This is a genomic window from uncultured Microbacterium sp. (assembly GCF_947632095.1).
Lineage (GTDB): Bacteria > Actinomycetota > Actinomycetes > Actinomycetales > Microbacteriaceae > Microbacterium.
Genome location: NZ_CANROA010000006.1, coordinates 12,555 through 32,619, shown reverse-complemented (window position 1 = coordinate 32,619; position 20,065 = coordinate 12,555). Strand labels below are relative to the sequence as shown.

Sequence of the window (20,065 nt, the reverse complement as noted above, 5' to 3'; positions counted from 1 at the left end):
CGTCGGCCCCTCAGATGACGCTTCCGGCCCGGTACCCCACGCCGCGCACGGTCATGACGATCTTCGGAGCGTCCGGATCGAGCTCGACCTTCGCGCGCAGGCGCTGGACGTGCACGTTCACGAGGCGAGTATCGGCCTTGTAGTGGTAGCCCCATACCTGCTCGAGGAGCATCTCGCGGGAGAACACCTGCTGGGGTTTGGATGCGAGCGCCACGAGCAGCTGGAATTCCAGTGGCGTCAGGGCGATCGGCGTGGTGCCGCGGCGCACCTCATGCGCGTCGACGTCGACCACGAGGTCTCCGATGCGCAGCACCTCGCTGGTCGTCTCGGCGACGGGTCGCAGGCGGGTGCGTATGCGGGCGACGAGCTCCTTCGGGTTGAAGGGCTTGACCATGTAGTCGTCAGCGCCCACTTCGAGGCCGCGGACCACGTCGGCGGTGTCTCCGCGTGCGGTGAGCATGATGATCGGGATGCCGGACTCGGCGCGGATGCGCGTGCAGATCTCGATGCCGTCCATGCCCGGGAGCATGAGGTCGAGCAGGACGAGATCAGGGCGCTGTGCACGCCATTCGTCGACCGCCTGGGCGCCGTCGGCGCAGAACACCGGCTCGAACCCCTCGGTTCTCAGCACGATGCCGATCATCTCGGCGAGCGCGGTGTCGTCGTCGACCACGAGGATCCGTGAGGTCATCTGGTCCCAGCCTCATCTTTCTTGCCATGCGCCCCGACCCTCATCCGGGACGGCGCGATTCCCTTCAGCGTACTTCATGACAACGTTTCGATCACGGAAGCGGCTCGGCGTGATTTCCCGGCGGGCATCGGAGGATGTGACACGATGGATTCTGCAGCATCGGAGGGAGCGTCTTGAGCGCACAGAATATGAACACGCAGGGATGGACACCGGCTCCGAAGCCCGGTCTGATCCCCCTTCACCCTCTGACCTTCGGGGCCCTGATCGGAAAGCCCTTCGCCGCTCTCCGGCACAACCCCAAGGTGCTGTTCGGCTTCGCGATCGTGCTGCAGCTCGTCATCGCGGTGATCACGCTCGTCGTCGTGGGCGGTGTCGCGATCGCCACCTTCCTGCGGTTGGAGTCCCTGTCGCCGTCCGACCCGGACTTCCTGCCGGTCATGTGGGGAACGATCGCGATCAACGGGATCGTCGTTCTGGCGATGAGCTTCGTCGGCCTCGGGTTCACGGCCGTCATGCAGGGCGTGATCGCCGCGAACATCGGTTATGCGGCACTCGGCGACAAGCCCCGACTCGGTCAACTGTGGCGCACGATGCGCCCGTCGCTGTGGCGCCTGATCGGCTGGAGCGTGCTGCAGACCCTCGCAGCCCTCATCATCTTGGCCGTGATCGGCGGCATCATCGCGCTGGGCGTCGTGGCGGGCGTGGGCGGAGACGGCGCGGGCGTCGGGCTGGCCGTGCTGATCGGCATCATCGTCGTGCTGGGCGCGATCCCCCTGTGGATCTGGTTGAGCACGAAGCTCGTTCTCGTTCCCTCGGTGCTCGTCCTCGAGCGCGAGGCCCTGCGACCGGCCCTCGTGCGCTCATGGCGACTGACGCGCGGCCGGTTCTGGAACACATTCGGCGTCATCTTCCTCGTGAACACGATCATGAGCGCCGCGGTGAGCGTGGTCAGCATCCCGCTGTCCCTGGTCGGCTCCCTCGTCGGCTCGGTGATCTCCCCGACCGGTCCCACGGACGCTTCGGGCATCGCCATCTACCTCCTCGGCACCATCGCACCGCAGCTGCTCGTCTACGTGCTCCAGGCGATCGCCATCGTCGTGGTGTGCGCCGCCGGCGTCTTCCTCTATCTCGATTCGCGCATGCGCTACGAGGGCCTCGATCACAGCCTGATCCGATATGTGGAGCGGCGCGACATGGGCGTTCCCGCCGATCAGCTGGGCGACCCGTTCTCGGTCGACCCCGCGCGTGCGGTGAGCAGCGCGCCGCCGCCGAAGCAGATGCCCGGATACGCCGCTGCACCGGCCGGGTGGCCTCAGCCGTATCCGCCCCAGGCCTATCCGCCCCAGTCCTACGCGGATCAGCCGTATTCCGCGCCGCAGTACCCCGTGCCCCCGATGCCGCAGTACCCGCCGTATGCCGGGCAGGCGCAGAATCCGGCGCACACGGCCCGGACTGCGCAGCCGGCGCCGCCGCCTCCGGCACCTCCGGCGCCGACGAACCCCGCTCCCGCGCCTGCTGACCCCGCGAGCGGGTGGGCCGCACCTGGCTCGGGCTCTGCATGACCTCGTTCGATCTCGATCCCGCTGCTCCGGATGCCGAGGAGGCCCGCCGCCTCGCCGAGCAGGAGCTGCAGAACCCGCGCTACGCCGCCGCGAAGCCGACGTGGTTCGACCGCCTCGCCGAGGATGTCGCGGACTTCATCGCGAGCCTGTTCTCCGCAGAGACCGGGCAGAGCGCGGGAGGGTTCGCTCTGGTCATCATGATCATCGTGCTCGTCGCCGCGCTCGTCACCGTGCTGATCCTGTGGGGACGGCCCCGTCGTTCGCAGCGGATGCGCCGGGGCGTGACGGACTTGCTCGGAGAGCGCGATGACCGCTCTGCAGCCCAGCTGCGGGCAGACGCTGAGCGCGCCGCCCAGCGCGAGGACTGGGATGCGGCCACGGTGCTCCGGTTCCGCGGGCTCGCGCGCGGGCTTATCGAACGCGATGTGATCGATCCGTCGCCGGGTGCGACCGCGCAGTCCCTCGCCCGTGAGTCGGCGCGGGCTTTCGAGGGCCATCGGGACGCGCTCACGGCCGCGGCGGGTGCCTTCGACGATGTGCGCTATCTGCGTCGGCCGGCCTCGGCCGAGAGCTATCAGGAGCTGGCGCGCACGGATGAGCTGCTCATGAGCGCCCCGCTGCCGGTATCGCCCGGGGAGGCGGTCTCCGCATGACTGTTCTCGACGCGCACGAGTCCGCACCACCGGTCGGCACGGCGGCGAAGCCGGCGCGCCGGTGGGGCGCTCTGGCCGGTTGGGTCGGGCTGATCGCCGTCGCCGCACTGTTCGCGCTCGTCGTCGGCGCCCTCGCGATCAGCGCACCGGAGAGCCGGAACGCGCTCGACCCGGAGAGCGCGAAGGGCAGCGGGAGTCTGGCTCTCGCCGAGCTTCTGCGAGACCAGGGCACCGATATCTCGGTGGTGCGCACCCGGTCGGCAGCGATGGCGGCCCTGGACGATGGTGCGATGCTCGTCATGAGCGACCCCTTCGCGTTGAGCGATGATGCCGTCCTGGAACTCCTCGACGGTGCGGACGATGCCGTCGTCCTCTCGGCGTCGAGCCGGATGCTGCGGCTGCTCGAGATCGGCGAGAACACGGTGGGTGCGACGCACGAACCGCTCAGCGCGGTGTGCGCGCTGCCGGAGTTGGCGAATGTCGGCGGCATCCGCCCCGAACGGTTCTTCTCCCCTGCGGCGGGCGTGACCGGATGCTTCGTCGATGCGGATGGCGGTGCCGGGCTGCTCGTGGATGAGCGGGGTTCGGGCCGGACGCTGCTACTCGAAGCCGGCGCACTGTTCAGCAACGATGCTCTCATCGAAGACGGTAATGCGGCACTCGGGATCGCCCTGCTCGCCCAGGCCGAGAAGATCGTCTGGTACGTGCCCTCGTACGCCGATTCCGACATCGAGGCGCAGGAGGCACCGTCGCTGGCGGAGCTGACGCCCGAGTGGGTGACCCCGGCGATCCTGCTGCTCATCGTCGCCGGCGCGGTCGCCGCGGTCGCCCGCGGACAGCGCTTCGGTCCGCTCGTCGCCGAGACTCTGCCGGTCACCGTCCGCGCCTCGGAGACGATGCAGGGGCGCGCTCGCCTGACGGCACGGGCCGGCGACGCCGCCCATGCCGCCCAGGCGCTGCGCGAGGGGTCGCTGCGACGTCTCGCCGCCCGCCTCGGGCTCGCGGCATCCGCCACCCCCGCGGAGGTCGCCGATGCGGCATCCGATCGTCTGCGCATCCCGCGCGGCTCCCTCTACGATCTCCTCGCAGGCTCCCTGCCGACGAGCGATCCCGACCTGGTCGACGCCGCCCGTCGACTCTCCGAACTCGAGGCGGCGGTCGACACCGCCGCCCATGTGGAAAGGAACACCCCGTGACCGAAACCGCACCCCCGACGCATCTGGACGATGCACAGTTGCGGGCGGCGATGCACCGCGTCCGCGCCGAGGTCGACAAGGCCGTGATCGGCCAAGCCGGCACGGTCACCGGGCTCCTCGTGTGCCTGCTCTCGCGCGGTCACGTTCTGCTCGAGGGTGTGCCGGGCGTCGCCAAGACGCTCGTCGTGCGCTCGTTCGCGCGTGCCCTGGGCCTGGACACGAAGCGCGTCCAGTTCACCCCCGACCTCATGCCCGGCGATGTGACGGGTTCGCTCGTCTACGACGCGCGAACCGGTGAGTTCGAGTTCCGCGCGGGCCCGGTCTTCACCAACGTGCTCCTGGCTGATGAGATCAACCGCACGCCCCCGAAGACGCAGGCCGCGCTTCTGGAGGCCATGGAGGAGCGTCAGATTTCCGCCGACGGCACCAGCCGCGATCTGCCCGATCCGTTCATCGTCGCCGCCACGCAGAACCCGATCGAGCACGAGGGAACATACTCGTTGCCCGAGGCCCAGTTGGACCGTTTCCTCATGAAGCTCGTCGTCGGCATGCCCGAGCGCGATGCGGAGGTCACGGTGCTGCGCCTGCACTCGGGCGGGTTCTCGCCGCGGGCGCTGACGGGTGTCGAGCCGGCCGTCACCGCCGACGAGATCCGTGCGGCACAGGATGCCGCGGCCCGCGTCGCCGTGACGGATGAGGTGCTCGGCTATGTCGTCGACCTCGCCCGCGCCACGCGCGAATCGCCGTCCGTGCTGCTGGGCGCCAGCCCTCGTGCTTCGACGGGCCTGCTCGCGGCCGCGAAGGCCTGGGCCTGGTTGAACGGATCGACCGCGGTGACGCCGGACCACATCCAGACGATGCTCCTGCCCGTGTGGCGCCACCGTCTTCAGCTGCGACCGGATGCCGAGATGGAGGGCGTATCGGCCGATGCTGTGCTCGCCTCGGTGATCCAGCAGACCCGGGTGCCGTTCTAAGGTGTTCCTCTCTTCCCGTCTCGCCCTGATCGTCGGGGTCGGTGTCGTCCCGCTCGTCGCCCTCGCGACGGCGGGCGTTCCCGTATGGGCGGCGCTCGCCGGTTGGCTCCTGCTGTGCGCCGTGCTGCTGGTGCTGGATGTGATCCTCGCGGCGAGCGCGAAGTCGCTGACCGTCAGCCGCCGGGTACCGGCGCGCGCGCGGTTGTCGGAGCCGGTCGAGACGAGCGTCGCGGTGCACAATCACGGCGTCCGCACGGTGAACGCGCGTGTTCGCGATGCGTGGCAGCCGACGGCCGGGGCATCGTCGCAGCGTCTCGCCCTGCGGGTCCCGCCGGGTGAGCGCGGGCGTGTGAGCGTGCCCCTGCTCCCCCGCCGACGCGGTGAGCTGGTGAGCGAGTTCGTCGTGATCCGTTCGCGGGGGCCGCTCGGCCTGGGCGGGCGACAGGCGCGCCATGATGTGCGCGGTGCGGTTCGTGTGCTCCCCGCCTTCGCCAGCCGCAAGCATCTGCCCTCCCGGCTCGCGCGCCTGCGCGAGCTCGACGGCAACACGAGCATCCAGGTGCGCGGTCAGGGAACGGAGTTCGACTCGCTGCGCGAGTACGTGCGCGGCGATGATGTGCGTTCGATCGATTGGCGGGCGACGGCGCGTGCGGGAACGACGATGCTGCGCACGTGGCGCCCCGAGCGCGACCGCCATGTCGTGATCCTCATCGACACCGGGCGCACTGCGGCGGCGCGTGTGGGCGATGGAACCCGATTGGATGCTTCGCTCGAGGCTTCCCTGCTGCTGGCGGCTCTCGCCTCTCGAGCAGGCGATCATGTGCACCTGCTGATGTACGACCGGACCGTCCGCGGGCGGGTCACGGGAGTCGACGGAGTCGGTCTGCTGCCGGCGCTGACGGATGCCATGGCCCCCGTGCACGCGCGTCTCGTCGATACCGACTGGGGCGGCGCCTTCGGCGCGATCCGTTCGCTGACGACGCGCCCTTCCCTCATCGTCGTTCTCACCGCACAGGATGCCGCGGAGTCGGCGCGCGGCTTCCTCGGGGCCTTCCCGAACGCTTCCCGTGCGACGACTGTGCTCGTGGGCTCGGTGACGGATGATGCGATCGGTGCCGTCGCGCAACGACGCGATTCGCGCGAGGACGTATATCTGGCCGCCGCGGCCGAGCGCACCATGCGTGACGCCGAGAACGTGGCCGATGCGGTCCGTCGCGCGGGCGGGGAGGCCATCGCCGCCGACCCCGAGAATCTGCCGCCGCGCATCGCCGACCGCTACCTCGAGTTGAAGGCGGCAGGCCGCCTCTGACGCTTCCCGGCTCCGTCGTGGAACGAGGAACGGCCCGCACCTCTCGGTGCGGGCCGTTCCTCGTCAGGGGATCAGACGAGGTCGAAGCGGTCGAGCTCGGTGACCTTGCCCCACGCCTTGACGAAGTCCTTCACGAACTTCTCGGCGGCGTCGTCCGAGGCGTAAACCTCGGCGAGGGCGCGCAGCTCGGAGTTCGAGCCGAACAGCAGGTCGACGCGGGTGCCGCGGCCGACGAGGTCGCCGCCGGCGACCTTGTGTCCTTCGTAGGCCTGCTTGCCCGGGTCGAGCGCCTTCCACTCGGTGCCGAGGTCGAGCAGGTTCACGAACACGTCGTTCGTGAGCACGCCCGGGCGCTCCGTGAACACGCCGTACTCGGAGCCATCCCAGTTCGCGTTGATCGCACGGAGGCCGCCGACGAGGACGGTCATCTCCGGAGCGGTCAGCGTGAGCAGGTTCGCCTTGTCGACGAGCTGGAACTCCTGCGGCATGTGCGCTGCACGGCTGTAGTAGTTCGTGAAGCCGTCGGCGACGGGCTCGAGCCAGGCGAAGGACTCGACGTCGGTCTGCTCCTGCGTGGCGTCGGTGCGGCCGGGGTGGAACACGACGGTCTCGTCGTATCCGGCATCCGCCGCGGCCTTCTCGACGCCGGCGTTGCCCGCCAGGACGATGAGGTCGGCCAGGGAGACCTTCTTGCCGCCGGTCTGCTCGGCGTTGAAGGCCTCCTGAACGCCCTCGAGTGCCGAGAGGACCTTCTGCAGGCGCTCGGGGTTGTTGGCGGTCCAGTCCTTCTGCGGAGCGAGACGGATGCGGGCGCCGTTGATGCCGCCGCGCTTGTCGCTGCCGCGGAACGAGCTCGCCGCAGCCCAGGTGGCCCACACGAGGTCGCTGACCGAGAGGCCGGTCGCGAGGACGCGCTTCTTCAGCTCCGCGGCGTCCGCGTCGTCGATCAGCTCGTGGTCGACGGCGGGCACCGGGTCCTGCCAGATGAGGTCCTCAGCGGGGACCTCTGCGCCGACGTAGCGGGTCTTTGGGCCGAGGTCGCGGTGCGTCAGCTTGAACCAGGCACGGGCGAACGCGTCGGCGAAGGCCTGCGGGTCCTCCTTGAAGCGGCGCGAGATCTTGTCGTACTCGGGGTCGGTGCGCAGCGCGATGTCGCTGGTGAGCATGCGCGGCTCCTGACGGGCGTCCGAGTGGGCCTTGGGGACCATGTCCGCACCGGCGCCGTGCTTCGGGTGCCACTGGTGCGCGCCACCGGTGCCGGTGAACAGCTCCCAGTCGTAGGCGTACAGGATGTGGAAGAACTCGTTGTCCCAGCGGGTCGGGTGGTAGGTCCAGGTGACCTCGATGCCCGAGGCGATCTGGTCGTCTCCCTTGCCGGTGCCGAAGTTGTTCTTCCATCCCAGGCCCTGCATCTCGAGGTCGGCGCCCGCGGGCTCGGCCTCGACGTGGTCGTCGGCGGTCGAGGCGCCGTGGGTCTTGCCGAAGGTGTGGCCACCGGCGATCAGCGCGACGGTCTCCTCGTCGTTCATGGCCATGCGGCCGAACGTCTCACGGATGTCCTTGGCCGAGGCCAGCGGGTCCGGGTGGCCCGCGGGGCCCTCGGGGTTGACGTAGATGAGGCCCATCTGGGTGGCGCCCAGACGTGCGTCGAGCTCGCGCTCGCCCTCGCCGTAGCGGCCGTCATCGGCGAGCCAGGTCTTCTCGTCACCCCAGTAGACGGCCTCTTCCGGCTCCCAGACGTCCGGGCGTCCGCCCGAGAAGCCGAAGGTCTCGAAGCCCATGTTCTCCAGCGCCACGTTGCCGGCGAGGATCATGAGGTCGCCCCAGGAGATGGACTGGCCATACTTCTTCTTGATGGGCCAGAGCAGACGACGGGCCTTATCGAGACCGGCGTTGTCGGGCCAGCTGTCCAGCGGCGAGAAGCGCTGCTGCCCGGTGCCGCCACCGCCACGGCCGTCCGTGACGCGGTAGGTGCCGGCGGAGTGCCAGGCCATGCGGATGATGAGCGGGCCGTAGTGACCGAAGTCGGCGGGCCACCACTCCTGCGAGGTGGTGAGCACCTCGGCGATGTCGGCCTTGACCGCGTCGAGGTCGAGCGCCTCGAAGGCGGCGTTGTAGTCGAACTCGCCGATCGGGCTGCGCTCGGCCGGGTTGTTCGCGAGGACCTTGAGGTTCAGGCTGTTCGGCCACCAGTGGCGGCTGGTCGTTCCACCGGCGACCGCTGCGGTTGCAGCATCCGTCGTGTTGTGGATGACGGGGCATTCGCCGGCGTCAACAGGTGCGTTCTCAGTCATGAGAGTCCTTCCATAGGGTTGGGCGAGGTGAGGGGAAGAGGAGAAGTTCAGGATGCGGCATCGGCGCAGCCCGCGCAGATGCCCCAGTAGGTGACCTCGGCGGCTGCGATGCGGAAACCGTGGTCGTGCGACGGGGTCAGGCACGGGGCATGGCCCACCGCGCACTCCACATCGCGCACCGCGCCGCACACCGTGCAGACGAGGTGGTGATGGTTGTCGTCGACGCGCAGCTCGAAGAGCATCGGATGCCCCGCGGGCTCGATTCGGCGGACGAGACCCGCCGCGGCGAAGTCGTTCAACGCGTTGTAGACGGACTGCACACTGGTCGAGGCGACCTCGGGTCGGACCGCGGCGAGAATATCGTCGGCGCTCGCGTGCGGGTTGTCGCGCAGCGCATCCAAGACGGCTCGGCGCGACTGCGTGACGCGCAGACCCGCTGTGCGGATCATCTCCTCGGCGGAGGGGATCGGATGCGTTGTGGACATGACTCCATCGTACCTTATTTTGATTCACTAAAGAAAAGCGTTCCTGGCGAGTCCTTGCCGTGCTCCCCCGCCACCGGGTGGATGATGTGGCCAGAATCCGGTTCTCGCCGGGTGCAGAAGAGAGGAAATTCCATGAGCGAGTCACTCGCCGAAGCCGCTCCTCCGGTGCCGTCCACCGGAGCGAAACTCATCGCCGAAGCGCTCGGCACCTTCCTACTGGTCTTCGGCGGCGTCGGTACGGCGATCTTCGCCTCGAACCACTTCACCGACCCGGGCTCCGGTTCCGCGGTCTACGTCGCGGTCTCCCTCGCGTTCGGCCTCACCGTGGTCGTCGGCGTCTACGCCTTCGGCCCGATCTCCGGCGGACACTTCAACCCGGCAGTCAGCCTGGGGCTCGCCGCAGCAGGACGTCTCCCCTGGCGCGAGGTCCCCGGCTACATCATCTGCCAGATCGTCGGCGGGCTGGCGGCGAGTACCTTCCTCGTGCTGATCGGCCTCTTCGGCCCGGAAGGATGGCTGACGAACGCTCAGGACTCCGGGTTCGCGAGCAACGGCTGGGGCGAGCACTCGCCCGCAGGGTTCGGCATGTGGTCGGCGATCATCATCGAGGTGATCCTCACCGCGGTGTTCCTCTTCGTCATCCTCGGAACCACGCACAAGCTGCGCCCGACGCCCTTCGCCGGCCTCGCGATCGGCCTGACGCTCGCCCTCATCCACCTCATCAGCATCCCCGTCGACAACACCTCGGTGAACCCGGCGCGCTCGATCGCCGCAGCGGTGTACGGCGGCGTGGGACCGCTGTCGCAGCTGTGGGTGTTCCTCGTGTTCCCCATCGTCGGAGCGCTCATCGCCGGCTTCGCATACAAGACGCTGCTGGACGGTACGAAGATCCTCTGATTCAGCGCACCAGGCGAAGCGGGCATGTCATCCGGCGACGAGCCGGGGCGTGCCCGCTTCGTGTTCCAGCAGGTCGCCCCGCTCCCCTCGCCGATAGGCGCGCCCGCCGACGACGAGCATGTAGACGAGGAACACGGCCAACGCCGCGGCGCCGATGCCCAGTTTGATCGGCCATGGCAGCGACCATCCGGTGATGAAACCCTCCACGAGACCGGAGAGGAACAGGGCGAACACGAGGCCGATCGCCACGGTTGCCAGTGCCCGGCCCTCTTCGGCGAGCGCTGCCGCACGCGTGCGGTGCCCGGGCGCGACCCATGCCCAGAACAGGTGCAGCCCGCCGGCGGCGGCGACGAAGATGCTCGTCATCTCGAGCATGCCGTGCGGGAGGATGTAAAGCACGAAGACGTCGACGCGGTCGTGAGCGGCCATGACCGCCGCAGAGACGCCGACGCCGAAGGCGTTCTGCACGATGACGTAGATCGGCCAGATGCCGGTCACTCCGAACAGCACGCACTGCACGGCGATCCACGCGTTGTTGGTCCACACCATTCCCGCGAAGACCGCGGCGGGGTTCTCGGTGTAATAGCCGGTGAAGCTCTCATCGGCGTACTGCTGCAGTAGATCGGCGGGCCCGAGGGCCGCGACGAGCGCGGGGTCCGAAGAGATCCAGACGGCGACGCCTGCGACGACCGCGATGAACACGAGCGCGATCACGAGGGTCGTCCAGCGCAGCCGGTAGAAGGCCGCGGGCAGCTGATCGGCGAAGAATCGGGTGATCTGGGTAAGGATGCTGTCGGAGGCGCCCGTCAGTCGCAATCGGGCCCGCGCGAGGATCAGCGACACGTAGGCGCCCTGCGGCGAGTCCCCGACCGAGGTCTTGAGCTCGGCGAGATCCGCGGATGCCGCCCGGTAGCGGACGATCAGTTCATCGACGCCGGCGCCGTCGAGCTTCTGTCGGCTGAGCTCGTCGAGCCGTTCCCACTCACTACGGCGCGCATCGGTCAAGGCATCGGCATCCACCTGATTTACTGTACCTATGTCTACGCCGATCGACACCGCGGACGAGGTGCTGTCCGGCGAAGCCGTCGCCATCGATGTTCAGCCCCTCGGGTTCTTCATGCGCGCTCTGGGCGCCGCGATCGACATGGCCGTCGGCTGGATCCTGTTCATCCTGTTCCTGTGGCTGCGTTTCTGGGTGTTCGACCGGGGCATCGGCGATTCGTCGATCGACGGCATTCTCGCCATCGTCGCGATGGTCGTGTGCTTCGTGATCGTGCCGATCGTGCTGGAGGTCGCCCTGCACGGGCGCAGCCTCGGAAAACTCGCCGTCGGCGGCCGCATCGTACGGCTGGACGGCGGGGCGGCGGGCTTCCGCCACGCGTTCATCCGCGCGTTGATCGGTGTTCTCGAGATCTACATGACGGTCGGGGCGATCGCGCTGCTCACCGGAGCCTTCACGGCGCGTTCGCAGCGCCTGGGCGACCTCGTCGCCGGCACATACAGCCAGCGCGTGCGCACGCCGCGATTGACCGCGCTCTCCCCCGTCATACCGCAGGCCCTCGCCGGGTGGGCGCAGATCGCCGATGTGGCGCGCATGCCCGACCGTCTGGCACGGCGCATCTCGCAGTTCCTCCAGCACGCGGAGCGCATGTCGCCGCCCGCGCGGGCCCGCATCGCGCAGGAGCTCGTCGACGAGGCATCCGCCTTCATCTCGCCGCAGCCCGCCGCACACCCCGAGCAGGTCCTCATCGCGATCACCGCGCTCCGCCGCGAACGCGAGCGCCGCGCCCTGGCGATCGCCGATGCCCGCGCCGAGAAGCTCACCGGTCGGCGCGTCGGCGTCTGATCACCGACCGGCACGCATTCTCAGAATCGGATCGCGTCGATCACCTTCACGCGCAGCGCGACCAGAGCCGGGATGAATCCGGCGATCGCGCCGACGATGACCGAGGCCACGAGGCCCGTGATCGCCGCACGCATCGGGAACGGCGGGGTGTCCTGCATCTCACCGAAGATCGCCGGCACCACCCAGTCCGACCGCAGCACCGCCACGACCAGGGCGATGCCGATGACGCCGGCGACGGTCGTCGCCACGAGGCTCTCCAGCAGCACGGAGACGAAGATCCGCCCGGAGGTCGCGCCGAAAGCTCGCCGGACGCCGATCTCGCGCACACGCTGGCGCATCGCGACGAGCTGGATGTTGATGAGGCTGAGTGCGCCGAGCGCCAGGATGAGTCCCGCGATCCCGCCGGTGATCAGCTCGAAGGTCGCCGAGACGTCGTCGAAGCCCGGTTGGGAGGCCCAGTCCGTGCGCTCGATCCGCACCGTCTGCCCGTCGGGGAGCCCGGCACGCAGATCCATGGCGAGCACCGGCGCGATCTCGGCCACCTGCTCGTCCGAGAGCCAGATCTCATGCCGTGGCCATGTGCCCTCGGGCAGCTGATCGACCCGGGACATGTAGGCGTCGTAGAGCACATCGACGCGCAGCTGCTCATCCCAGATCCCCTGCTTGGCCGTGACGCCGACGATCTGATAGACCCCGCCCTCGTCCCCGCTGAGCCGGAGCGTCGGATGCTGGGAGATCGGGATGCGCCCCAGCTCATCCCACAGCGGCTCGGTGATCACGACGGGCGGTGCGAGGGCCGATTCGTCGCCGGGGCGGAACCAGCGGCCCTCCAGCAGCTTCTCCCGGTGCATCACCGAGTACTGCGGATCGACGAGACGGCCCTCGACGTCGACGGCTCCGCGAGGAAGATCCGCGCGCAGCATGATCGGATCGACGATGCGCGCGGCATGGCTGAAGCCGAATCGTTCGGTGACGCGATCGAAGCGCTCATCGAATGCGACGAAGTCGACGGGCGCACCCGTGTCGTCGGAAACGGACACCGCGATCGTCGCGGATCGTCCGCCGTAGCGGTCGGACTGCTCGATCTGGGACTGCTGCTGGTACTCGGAGATCGCGATCACCGTGGTCAACGCGCCCACCGAGGCGGCGATGCCGATGAGGCTGAGCAGCACGCGCAGGCGATGGACACGGATCTCCGACCAGGCGTCGACGAGCGCGCCGATCAGCCCGGTCATGCCGTCATCTCCTCGTCGGAGACGGGTCCCGGCACGGCGAGAGTCGACGCTTCGAAGGCCCGACCGAGGTCGACCGGCTCGAGCCGGCCCGCGTCGAGGCGGTAGTGCCGGCGTGCCCGCGCCGCGACATGCAGATCGTGCGTGATCGTCACGAGCGCGGCATCCGTCTCGGTGGCGACTTCGTCCAGCAGAGACATGACGGATGCTCCGGTGTCGATGTCGAGCGCGCCGGTGGGCTCATCCGCCAGGATCAGCATGGGCTTGCGCACCAGGGCCCGTGCGATCGCGACGCGCTGCTGCTCACCGCCCGAGAGCCGGTCGGCGACCTGTCCGATCCGGTGCCCGAGGCCGACGCGCTCGAGCATCTCGGTCGCGATCTCCCGGCGATTCCAGAACAGGCGTCCCTTCGCATGCCCGAGGGGCATCATGACGTTGTCGAGGGCGGTGCGCCCGGCCAGCAGGTTGAACTGCTGGAAGACGAATCCGACGTTCGCGCCGCGCAGCCGATCCAGGCGCCCCGCACCCATCCGATGCACCGGGACGTCGTTGAAGGCGACGGTGCCCGAGGTCGGAGCATCCAACATGCCGAGAATGTTCAGGAGCGTCGATTTCCCCGATCCGGATCGGCCGACGATCGACACATGGTCTCCGGCGCCGACCGACAGGCTGATGCCGCGCAGGATCTCCAGGCGCGAGTCATCGGGGAGGAGGACGCTCTTGGTGACGTCCTCCAGAGTGACGAGACTCACCAGGTCATCCCGCTCTCGCAGTACTCTTCGCCGGGGGCGACCTCGTAGCAGTACTCCTCGGTCGGGGCGACGAACCCGGGAACGAACTCGCGGATCATGTCGCCCTCTTCGAGCCCTTCGACGACCTCGACGAACACTCCGTCGTTGACCCCGAGCACGACGCTGCGCTCCTCCGGCTCACCATCTGCGGCGTCGATCCAGACGAGCCCCGACTCGGCCCCGCCCTGCACAGCGGTGACCGGGACGACGAGGGCGTCATCGACCTGACCGAGGGCGAGGTCGATCCGTGCGGGAAGCCCCGCGAAGACCGTCTGATCGCCCGGGATCGCGCACCGCACGCTCGCCGTGCCCTCCCCGCTCACCTGCACGGAGACGCCCGTGCAGGTGAACGGGGCCGGCCCGCCCGTGATCGTCACGGTGGCCTCGCTCGGCGCATTGACCAGGCGGTACAGCTGCACGGGCTGAACCGTGGCGAGCAGATGATAGCTGCTCGGCGTCAACGTCGCGACGTCCCCGCCGACCGAGACGTCCTGCCCCTTGATCACACTGATCTCGGAGAGGTCGCCGGCAGCCGGTGCGAGGATGTCGACGAATCGCTCGGGATAGTCCTGCTTGACGGTGAAGAGCACCTGGCCCGCGGTAACGGCGGCACCGTTGGACACCTTCACGTCCGTCACCGTGCCGTTGGTCTCGCTGCGCACCGGGTAGGAGTCGTTGCGGGCCACGTTGCCGTCGAGGCTGAGCTCGTTGATGACCGAACCGCGCTCCACCGAGACGACGGGATCGGAGATCCCCGCCTCGGGCCTGAGCATGGCATCAGCGGCGGCCGGGAAGAAGGCGAGCTTGATGAGCCCTGCAGCGCAGGCGCCGAAGACGAGGATGAGCAGGATCGGGAAGATCCATCGACGCCAGATGATCACATGTGCCTCTCCGGAGGCCCCTCTGTGACGCGTCCGGTGTCAGGATAGCGAGATTCCCTCCGGCACAGGAGAGCGCATCGGTGTGAATACGCCCTCGCGGTCAGAAGCGCATCGTCTCGTGCCGGATCACGACCCATCCCGCCGGCACCGACAGTCGATCGGTGTGCTGGGCGCACAGGTCGTGCGCGTGCGGGTGGTCGTTCTCCCCGAGCGGGCCGAGCGCCGCCATCCGGTCGCCGTAGTCGAACGTGAGCGTCGCCACGGCTTCGCGCGCGCAGGTCGCCTTCGAGCACAGTCGTTCTTTCATCACGGTCAGCGTAGGGCGCGCTCCAGGGCCCCGTCGGATGCCGCGCGGGACGGCCTAGACTTTGATTCATGGTCCGCCCCTCCGATAACCGCGCCGCTGCGCGCCGCGGTGCCCGTCATGGTCGTCACGGACGGCTGGGGCGCAGCGAGGTCGTGCGCCCTCCCCTGCCGCCGCTGAACGGTCGCATCGACCGCTTCGATCGCACGATCGGGAACGCGGTGGAGTTCCTGCGCGGCACGTGGCCCGAGTTGCAGGAGGTCCGCTTCGAGATCGGCGATCTCCCCCAGGCTCACGATGCCGACGGCATCCCGCGCTGGCTTCTCGATCGCGAAGGGCGCCGCATCGTTCTCTTCCGCATCCCGATCGAGCGCCTGCTGCCTCCCGGCCATGACGACGGCGCGCACCGGCGCATCGCGATCGAGAGCGCGGTGTTCCGCGCCGCCGCGGAGTACATCGGCAAGGACCCGTGGGAGTTCGGCCCCGACTTCGGGTGATCCGTGCGGATCAGGGGTAGACGGTGATCGGGTCCTGAGCGGATGCTGCGGGCCACACGGGCCATCCGGCGATCGCGTCCGTTCCCGACATGATGACGGCTGCATGGAGCGTCCCGTCGGCGACGAGCGCGTAGACGCGCCCACCGGCGACGTCGACGACCACGAATCCACCGCCGGGAACGATGATCTCCTCCGCCGCGGCACCGTTGGTCGGGGCCAGTGATGCGCTGACGTCCTCCGCGCTCGGGTTCACCAGGTGGATGCGCGGGGCGGGGCCCTCGGGCACGGCGATCAGAGTCTCCCCGGCGATCACCGGTGCGGGGGTCATCCAGGCGAAATCGCTGCCGGCGCCGACGCGCGTCGTCTGGCGGATCGCTCCGGTGATCGACCCGTAGGCCTCCACCGTGACGACGTGGACGCCCGGCTCCAGATCCTCCAGCTCCAGCTCGACCGGTGTTCCGGCCAACAGCGAGATCGGGGGCAGCCGGGTCTCCTCTCCATCGCCGCTGACCGTGACGCTCGCCACCGTATCGGTGTCGGTCGCCATCAGGCGCATCACGGTCAGAGCCGTCTCATCGCTCTCGTCGAGCACCTGGACTCCGGCGAAGACGAGGGCTGTCGAGGGGATCCCCGCCGTGTCCTGCAGGTCGATGCCCGTCGGATCCAGGGTGCGGATGAGCGAGGACTGCATCACGGCTCGCACCGGCGCGCCCTTCGCCGTGACACGGACCACCGGGCCGTCCATGCCCGCGGCGATCGAGGCCAAGGGCACCGCCACCTGCGTCTCGGCGGGAACCAGTGTCGTGCTCGCCGATTCCTCATGGCCGAATACCGTCAACGTCGCGGTGGCCGTGACGCTTCCGGGGTTCGAGAGGATGATGATGTCGTTGGTTCCCGTCTCGACGGATCCGCCCACGAGCCATGATTCGGTGCTCGGCTCTCGGCAGGCGCTCGCGGCGAGACCCGTGAGGTCATCCGCGACGAGTTCGATGGATTCGGCGGCGCCGACCAGGGTCGCCGAGTTCTGCTCTGCGCTGGCCACGATGCGCTGCGGGCCGGTGAAGCCATCGGGCATGTTGGATGCTGTCAGCGTGGATTCCTCACGGGGGCCGTTGCTGTCGAGCGTGAGCCGCGCGGGCCCGGCGGCGGACATCTCGGCGGCGTCCTGCGTGTTGCGCCCCAGCGCCCGGAAGTCTCCCGCGCACACGAGAGTCGAATCCGCCGCGGACGGGGTGACCTCGACCTGCGCCGGCTCATTCGCCAGCGTGGGCCACGGGGCGGCCACAGCCGCCGTCACACCGATGACGCATCCCACCGCGACAGCGGCTCCGACGAGCAATCGGGCGCCGGTCGCGACGAGGCGGATCGCACGCTTCTGAGTCGCCATCACTTCTCCTCCGCCTCGGTCGTGGTCTCGGTCTCGGTCTCGGGCTCGGCCTCGGTCGTGACCTCGGGCTCGGCCTCCGGCTCGGTCTCTGGCTCTCCGGCTGACTCACCGCGGGCTTCGACGTCCTCCGGCTGCGGAGCGTCCTCGATAGCAGGAGCAGGTTCGTCCGCAGGCTCGGGCTCCGGCGGCGCCTCGCTCTCGAGCATCGGCTCATCGTCGTCCCAGACGTCGTCGCTGCGGCGCGGCAGCACGAGCGGCTCCTCGGGCGAGCGCCCGACGATGCGCGACTGGGCACGCGCGGCACGGCGCGACGCGCGCGTCGGGATCGACAGCAGCAGGGCTGCGAGCATCACGACGAGCTGCAGGGTGACCACGGCGCGGGCGGTCGCCTGCTGCGTCGTGCTCATCTCCGCGCGGTCTGCGGCCACAGCATCCAGACGCCAGAGCACACCCTTGTCGGTCTCGCCGACCTTCACGAAACCAGCACGCTGATCGAGCGCATTGACGGCCGATGCCCGGAACGTTCGGGCCAGGTCGCTCTCCTCGCCGGAGACCTGATCGAGGAGCACGAAATGGATACCGAGCTCAGCGAGCTCACCGGGGGCGTCGAAAGTGCGCGTGGAGAGCAGATCGACCGCCAGAGCGCTGATGTCCTCGCCGACGGGGGCGATCGCTGTGCTGCGGATCGTCGTCTGCGCGCCGAGCGTCTCACTCGCGCCCCAGACCGCCTCGATCGCCATGGCACCGTCGTTCTGCGGCGTGATCACGAGTGTCGCGATCTCCTGGTCGCCGCGGGCCTCGGCCGCGACGAATGCCGGCAGGGTGCTCGCCGGACCGTTCGTGAGCACCGCTCGGTCGGCGTGCAACGCGGTGAGCGCGGGCACCGCGCAGACGGCGAGGGCCACGCCCGCGATAGTCATCGCGACCGCTTGCAGGCGCGGCAACGTGATCGCCGTGTCGATCGTGACGAGGGCGGCGCCGACGAGCCCTGCCCAGGCGAGACTCAGCCCCGTTCCGGGCCAGATCTGAACGGGCATCCCCTGGGCGAAGCCGACGACGACGCCGATCGAGAGGAACGCGGTCGCCAGACCGGAGACGGCGACGATGAGCAGGGTCACACCGGCGCCCCAGCGCGGCGCGATGGCCGCGGCGAGCGCCAGCAGCACGAGGGGGGCGATGAGCAGCGGCGCCCAGATCGCGATGGTCGGGTCGAGGATGTCGGCCCATCCGGCGAGGTCGGCGGTCGGGAATCCTGTGGCCAGCTGCAACCGGCCGGCGGCGTCCGCCGTCGTCTGGGCGCTCGCCCAGGGCAGGCCGGGGTCGGCGAAGATCGCCCAGATGTTCCCGTGGCGCAGCTGCCAGATGACGAGCGGTGCGAACAGGACGGCTGTGGGCGCCAGCATCCAGATCAGTCGGACCGCGCCGTGGAACCAGCCGCGGGCGGTGACGATCACGAGGGCGATCAGCCAGAGGAGAATCAGGGCGGGTGCGAGTGCGGGAGCGCACGCGAGGACGGCTGCCAGGACGATGGATGCCGCGCCCGCGGCTCCCCAGGAGCGATGCGCGACGACCGCCGCGTGGAACAGCCAGGGAAGGAGCAGGTGCAGCAGGACCGCGGCCGGGCGCCCCTCGATGAGGGCGGTGAGGAAGGTGGGCGCCAGCGCCCATGCGACACCTCCGAAGATGCGCAATCCACCGCGATCGGTGATGCGGGTGGCGGCGAACCAGCCGCCGAGCACGGCCAGGGGCAGGGCGAGCAGCCAGAGAAGCACGATCGCGAACGAGGGTGCGCCGCCCCACAGCGTTCCGATGACCGCGATGACGGCGGCGAAGGGGTCGGCCGGGCCGACCAGGTCGATGCCGAGGCCGCGCATGCCCCATGCCGCGTCCGCCCAGAGCCCGGCGATGGTGTCTCGCATCGGCAGCAGCGCTCCGCCGCCGAGCGCGGGCCAGGCCAGCAGGCTCGTGAAGGCTGCGATGCTGACCACGAGGGCGCCGAGTACGGCCCAGGCGCCTCCTCCGGTGAAGAAGTTCAGCTCGCTGATCGCACCGCCTTCGCTGCCGTGGCCGTCATCGAGTCGCTGGCGCAGCTCGGAGCGGGTGATGCGCAGAGGAGCGAGCTGAGACCAGGACGCTGTCTTCGACGTGCGGATGGTCTTGCGCGAGCGCGCCACGGCGGCGAAGCGGAACATCGCGGTCAGCGCCGCACCCCACTCGGGGAAAACGGATGCCGGTCGCTTGGCGATCAGGTCGACGATGCTGCGGTAGAGCGCCAGGGGAAGCAGGGAGAGCCAGTGCAACGGCACAGCCGGTGCAGGCGCATAGGTCAGGCGGCGGTGGAGCTGGGCGAGACGGGTCGCGTATGCGCGCTGCGCTGCGTTCTGAGGGAGCGCCGCCGGACCATCGGGGTGCACCGAGATGCGGGCGTTCGGGGCGAGGGCGACGCGTCCGCCCGCCAGGCGTGCGCGGATGCCGAGGTCGAGGCCCTCGTCGGCTCCGGCGAGAGCCGGGTCCGGGCGCAGGATCGCACGCGCTTCGGGACGGATCAGGATGCCGCGGATGTCGGAGCCGAGCACGTCGTCGTGTCCGTCGTGCTGGCCCTGATCGAGTTCCCCGGCGGCGAGTTCGACGGAGCGTCCGAGCCGGGTCATGGTGACGCCGAGCGAGGCGATCTCGCGATCGTTGTCGACGTCGACGAGCTTCGGTGCGATGATCGCCGCGGAAGGCGAACGTTCGAGAGCTCCGGCGAGCTGTGCGAGTGCCTGCGGGTGCGGTGCCGTGTCGTGGGCGAGGAGCCACAGCACGGATCCTTCTTGCACGCGGGGTCGTGCGAGCTCGATCGCCTCGGCGTAGGAGGTGCTGCTGCGGGCCTCGATGATGCCCTCGGCCAGGCGCGCCACTTCCGGGCTCTTGCGGGCCGCCGTGGCGTCGCCGCACACGACGAGGGTGACGACGTCGACCGGTCGGGTCTGCAGAGTCAGGGCATCGAGTGTTCGCAGCATCTGCGCCCGCGATGATGCGCCGGGGCGCGCGACGATGATGGCGTGTACTCGAGTTGGCATGGCT

At 69.4% G+C, this 20,065-nt stretch carries 18 protein-coding genes; 8 read left to right on the top strand and 10 right to left on the bottom strand.

What is annotated here, in order from left to right:
- Positions 1 to 10: 10 nt before the first annotated feature.
- Positions 11 to 691, bottom strand: coding sequence for an MtrAB system response regulator MtrA (gene mtrA / locus Q0Z66_RS03345; protein WP_298037749.1), 681 nt, complete (start codon positions 689 to 691; stop codon positions 11 to 13).
- 173 nt (positions 692 to 864) lie between these two features.
- Between mtrA and Q0Z66_RS03340 the strand changes: the two genes are divergently transcribed.
- From Q0Z66_RS03340 to Q0Z66_RS03320, 5 genes are read left to right on the top strand one after another with little or no spacing between them, the layout of a single operon-like run.
- The gene (locus Q0Z66_RS03340; RefSeq protein WP_298037746.1) at positions 865 to 2,253 is read left to right on the top strand and encodes a hypothetical protein; all 1,389 of its coding nucleotides are present in this window, start codon (positions 865 to 867) and stop codon (positions 2,251 to 2,253) included.
- Entirely contained in the window at positions 2,250 to 2,906 is a 657-nt protein-coding gene (locus tag Q0Z66_RS03335; RefSeq protein ID WP_298037742.1) for a DUF4129 domain-containing protein, read from the top strand. Before Q0Z66_RS03340 ends, Q0Z66_RS03335 begins: the two co-directional genes overlap by 4 nt.
- Positions 2,903 to 4,102 carry a DUF4350 domain-containing protein gene (locus Q0Z66_RS03330; protein ID WP_298037740.1) on the top strand — a complete coding sequence of 400 codons (1,200 nt, stop codon included), beginning with the start codon at positions 2,903 to 2,905 and terminating at the stop codon, positions 4,100 to 4,102. Before Q0Z66_RS03335 ends, Q0Z66_RS03330 begins: the two co-directional genes overlap by 4 nt.
- A 50-nt stretch (positions 4,103 to 4,152) precedes the next feature.
- Positions 4,153 to 5,076 carry a MoxR family ATPase gene (locus tag Q0Z66_RS03325; protein ID WP_298037836.1) on the top strand — a complete coding sequence of 308 codons (924 nt, stop codon included), beginning with the start codon at positions 4,153 to 4,155 and terminating at the stop codon, positions 5,074 to 5,076.
- 1 nt (position 5,077) lies between these two features.
- The gene (locus Q0Z66_RS03320) at positions 5,078 to 6,385 is read left to right on the top strand and encodes a DUF58 domain-containing protein (protein WP_298037737.1); all 1,308 of its coding nucleotides are present in this window, start codon (positions 5,078 to 5,080) and stop codon (positions 6,383 to 6,385) included.
- 71 nt (positions 6,386 to 6,456) lie between these two features.
- Here the strand turns inward: Q0Z66_RS03320 and katG are convergent, their stop codons facing one another.
- Entirely contained in the window at positions 6,457 to 8,679 is a 2,223-nt protein-coding gene (gene katG, locus Q0Z66_RS03315) for a catalase/peroxidase HPI (RefSeq protein ID WP_298037735.1), read from the bottom strand.
- 47 nt (positions 8,680 to 8,726) lie between these two features.
- Entirely contained in the window at positions 8,727 to 9,164 is a 438-nt protein-coding gene (locus Q0Z66_RS03310; protein WP_298037732.1) for a Fur family transcriptional regulator, read from the bottom strand.
- A gap of 132 nt (positions 9,165 to 9,296) precedes the next feature.
- On the opposite strand from Q0Z66_RS03310, the gene aqpZ reads away from it, so the two are divergent.
- Complete coding sequence (gene aqpZ / locus Q0Z66_RS03305; RefSeq protein ID WP_298037729.1) at positions 9,297 to 10,061, top strand: aquaporin Z; 765 nt, start codon at positions 9,297 to 9,299, stop codon at positions 10,059 to 10,061.
- A gap of 27 nt (positions 10,062 to 10,088) precedes the next feature.
- On the opposite strand, the gene Q0Z66_RS03300 is transcribed toward aqpZ, so the two are convergent.
- Positions 10,089 to 11,081: a stage II sporulation protein M gene (locus tag Q0Z66_RS03300; RefSeq protein WP_298037727.1), complete on the bottom strand. Its 993-nt coding sequence runs from the start codon at positions 11,079 to 11,081 to the stop codon at positions 10,089 to 10,091.
- 16 nt (positions 11,082 to 11,097) lie between these two features.
- Between Q0Z66_RS03300 and Q0Z66_RS03295 the strand changes: the two genes are divergently transcribed.
- The gene (locus tag Q0Z66_RS03295; RefSeq protein ID WP_298037725.1) at positions 11,098 to 11,907 is read left to right on the top strand and encodes an RDD family protein; all 810 of its coding nucleotides are present in this window, start codon (positions 11,098 to 11,100) and stop codon (positions 11,905 to 11,907) included.
- Positions 11,908 to 11,927: 20 nt separating this feature from the next.
- Here the strand turns inward: Q0Z66_RS03295 and Q0Z66_RS03290 are convergent, their stop codons facing one another.
- From Q0Z66_RS03290 to Q0Z66_RS03275, 4 genes are all read right to left on the bottom strand, one after another.
- Entirely contained in the window at positions 11,928 to 13,142 is a 1,215-nt protein-coding gene (locus tag Q0Z66_RS03290; protein WP_298037723.1) for an ABC transporter permease, read from the bottom strand.
- Positions 13,139 to 13,891 carry an ABC transporter ATP-binding protein gene (locus Q0Z66_RS03285; RefSeq protein WP_298037720.1) on the bottom strand — a complete coding sequence of 251 codons (753 nt, stop codon included), beginning with the start codon at positions 13,889 to 13,891 and terminating at the stop codon, positions 13,139 to 13,141. The genes Q0Z66_RS03290 and Q0Z66_RS03285 overlap by 4 nt, the downstream gene beginning before the upstream one ends.
- The gene (locus Q0Z66_RS03280; RefSeq protein WP_298037717.1) at positions 13,888 to 14,811 is read right to left on the bottom strand and encodes a biotin/lipoyl-binding protein; all 924 of its coding nucleotides are present in this window, start codon (positions 14,809 to 14,811) and stop codon (positions 13,888 to 13,890) included. Before Q0Z66_RS03280 ends, Q0Z66_RS03285 begins: the two co-directional genes overlap by 4 nt.
- A gap of 100 nt (positions 14,812 to 14,911) precedes the next feature.
- The gene (locus Q0Z66_RS03275) at positions 14,912 to 15,118 is read right to left on the bottom strand and encodes a DUF3499 family protein (protein WP_298037715.1); all 207 of its coding nucleotides are present in this window, start codon (positions 15,116 to 15,118) and stop codon (positions 14,912 to 14,914) included.
- Positions 15,119 to 15,270: 152 nt separating this feature from the next.
- Here Q0Z66_RS03275 and Q0Z66_RS03270 point away from each other — a divergent pair, with 152 nt between their 5' ends.
- The gene (locus tag Q0Z66_RS03270) at positions 15,271 to 15,612 is read left to right on the top strand and encodes a metallopeptidase family protein (RefSeq protein ID WP_298037835.1); all 342 of its coding nucleotides are present in this window, start codon (positions 15,271 to 15,273) and stop codon (positions 15,610 to 15,612) included.
- A gap of 10 nt (positions 15,613 to 15,622) precedes the next feature.
- Here Q0Z66_RS03270 and Q0Z66_RS03265 read toward each other — a convergent pair whose 3' ends face one another.
- Together Q0Z66_RS03265 and Q0Z66_RS03260 are read right to left on the bottom strand one after the other, a co-directional pair.
- The gene (locus Q0Z66_RS03265) at positions 15,623 to 16,999 is read right to left on the bottom strand and encodes a DUF5719 family protein (RefSeq protein ID WP_298037713.1); all 1,377 of its coding nucleotides are present in this window, start codon (positions 16,997 to 16,999) and stop codon (positions 15,623 to 15,625) included.
- On the bottom strand, positions 16,999 to 20,061 hold the full coding sequence (locus tag Q0Z66_RS03260; RefSeq protein ID WP_298037710.1) for a glycosyltransferase: 3,063 nt from the start codon (positions 20,059 to 20,061) through the stop codon (positions 16,999 to 17,001). Before Q0Z66_RS03260 ends, Q0Z66_RS03265 begins: the two co-directional genes overlap by 1 nt.
- Positions 20,062 to 20,065 lie beyond the last annotated feature (4 nt).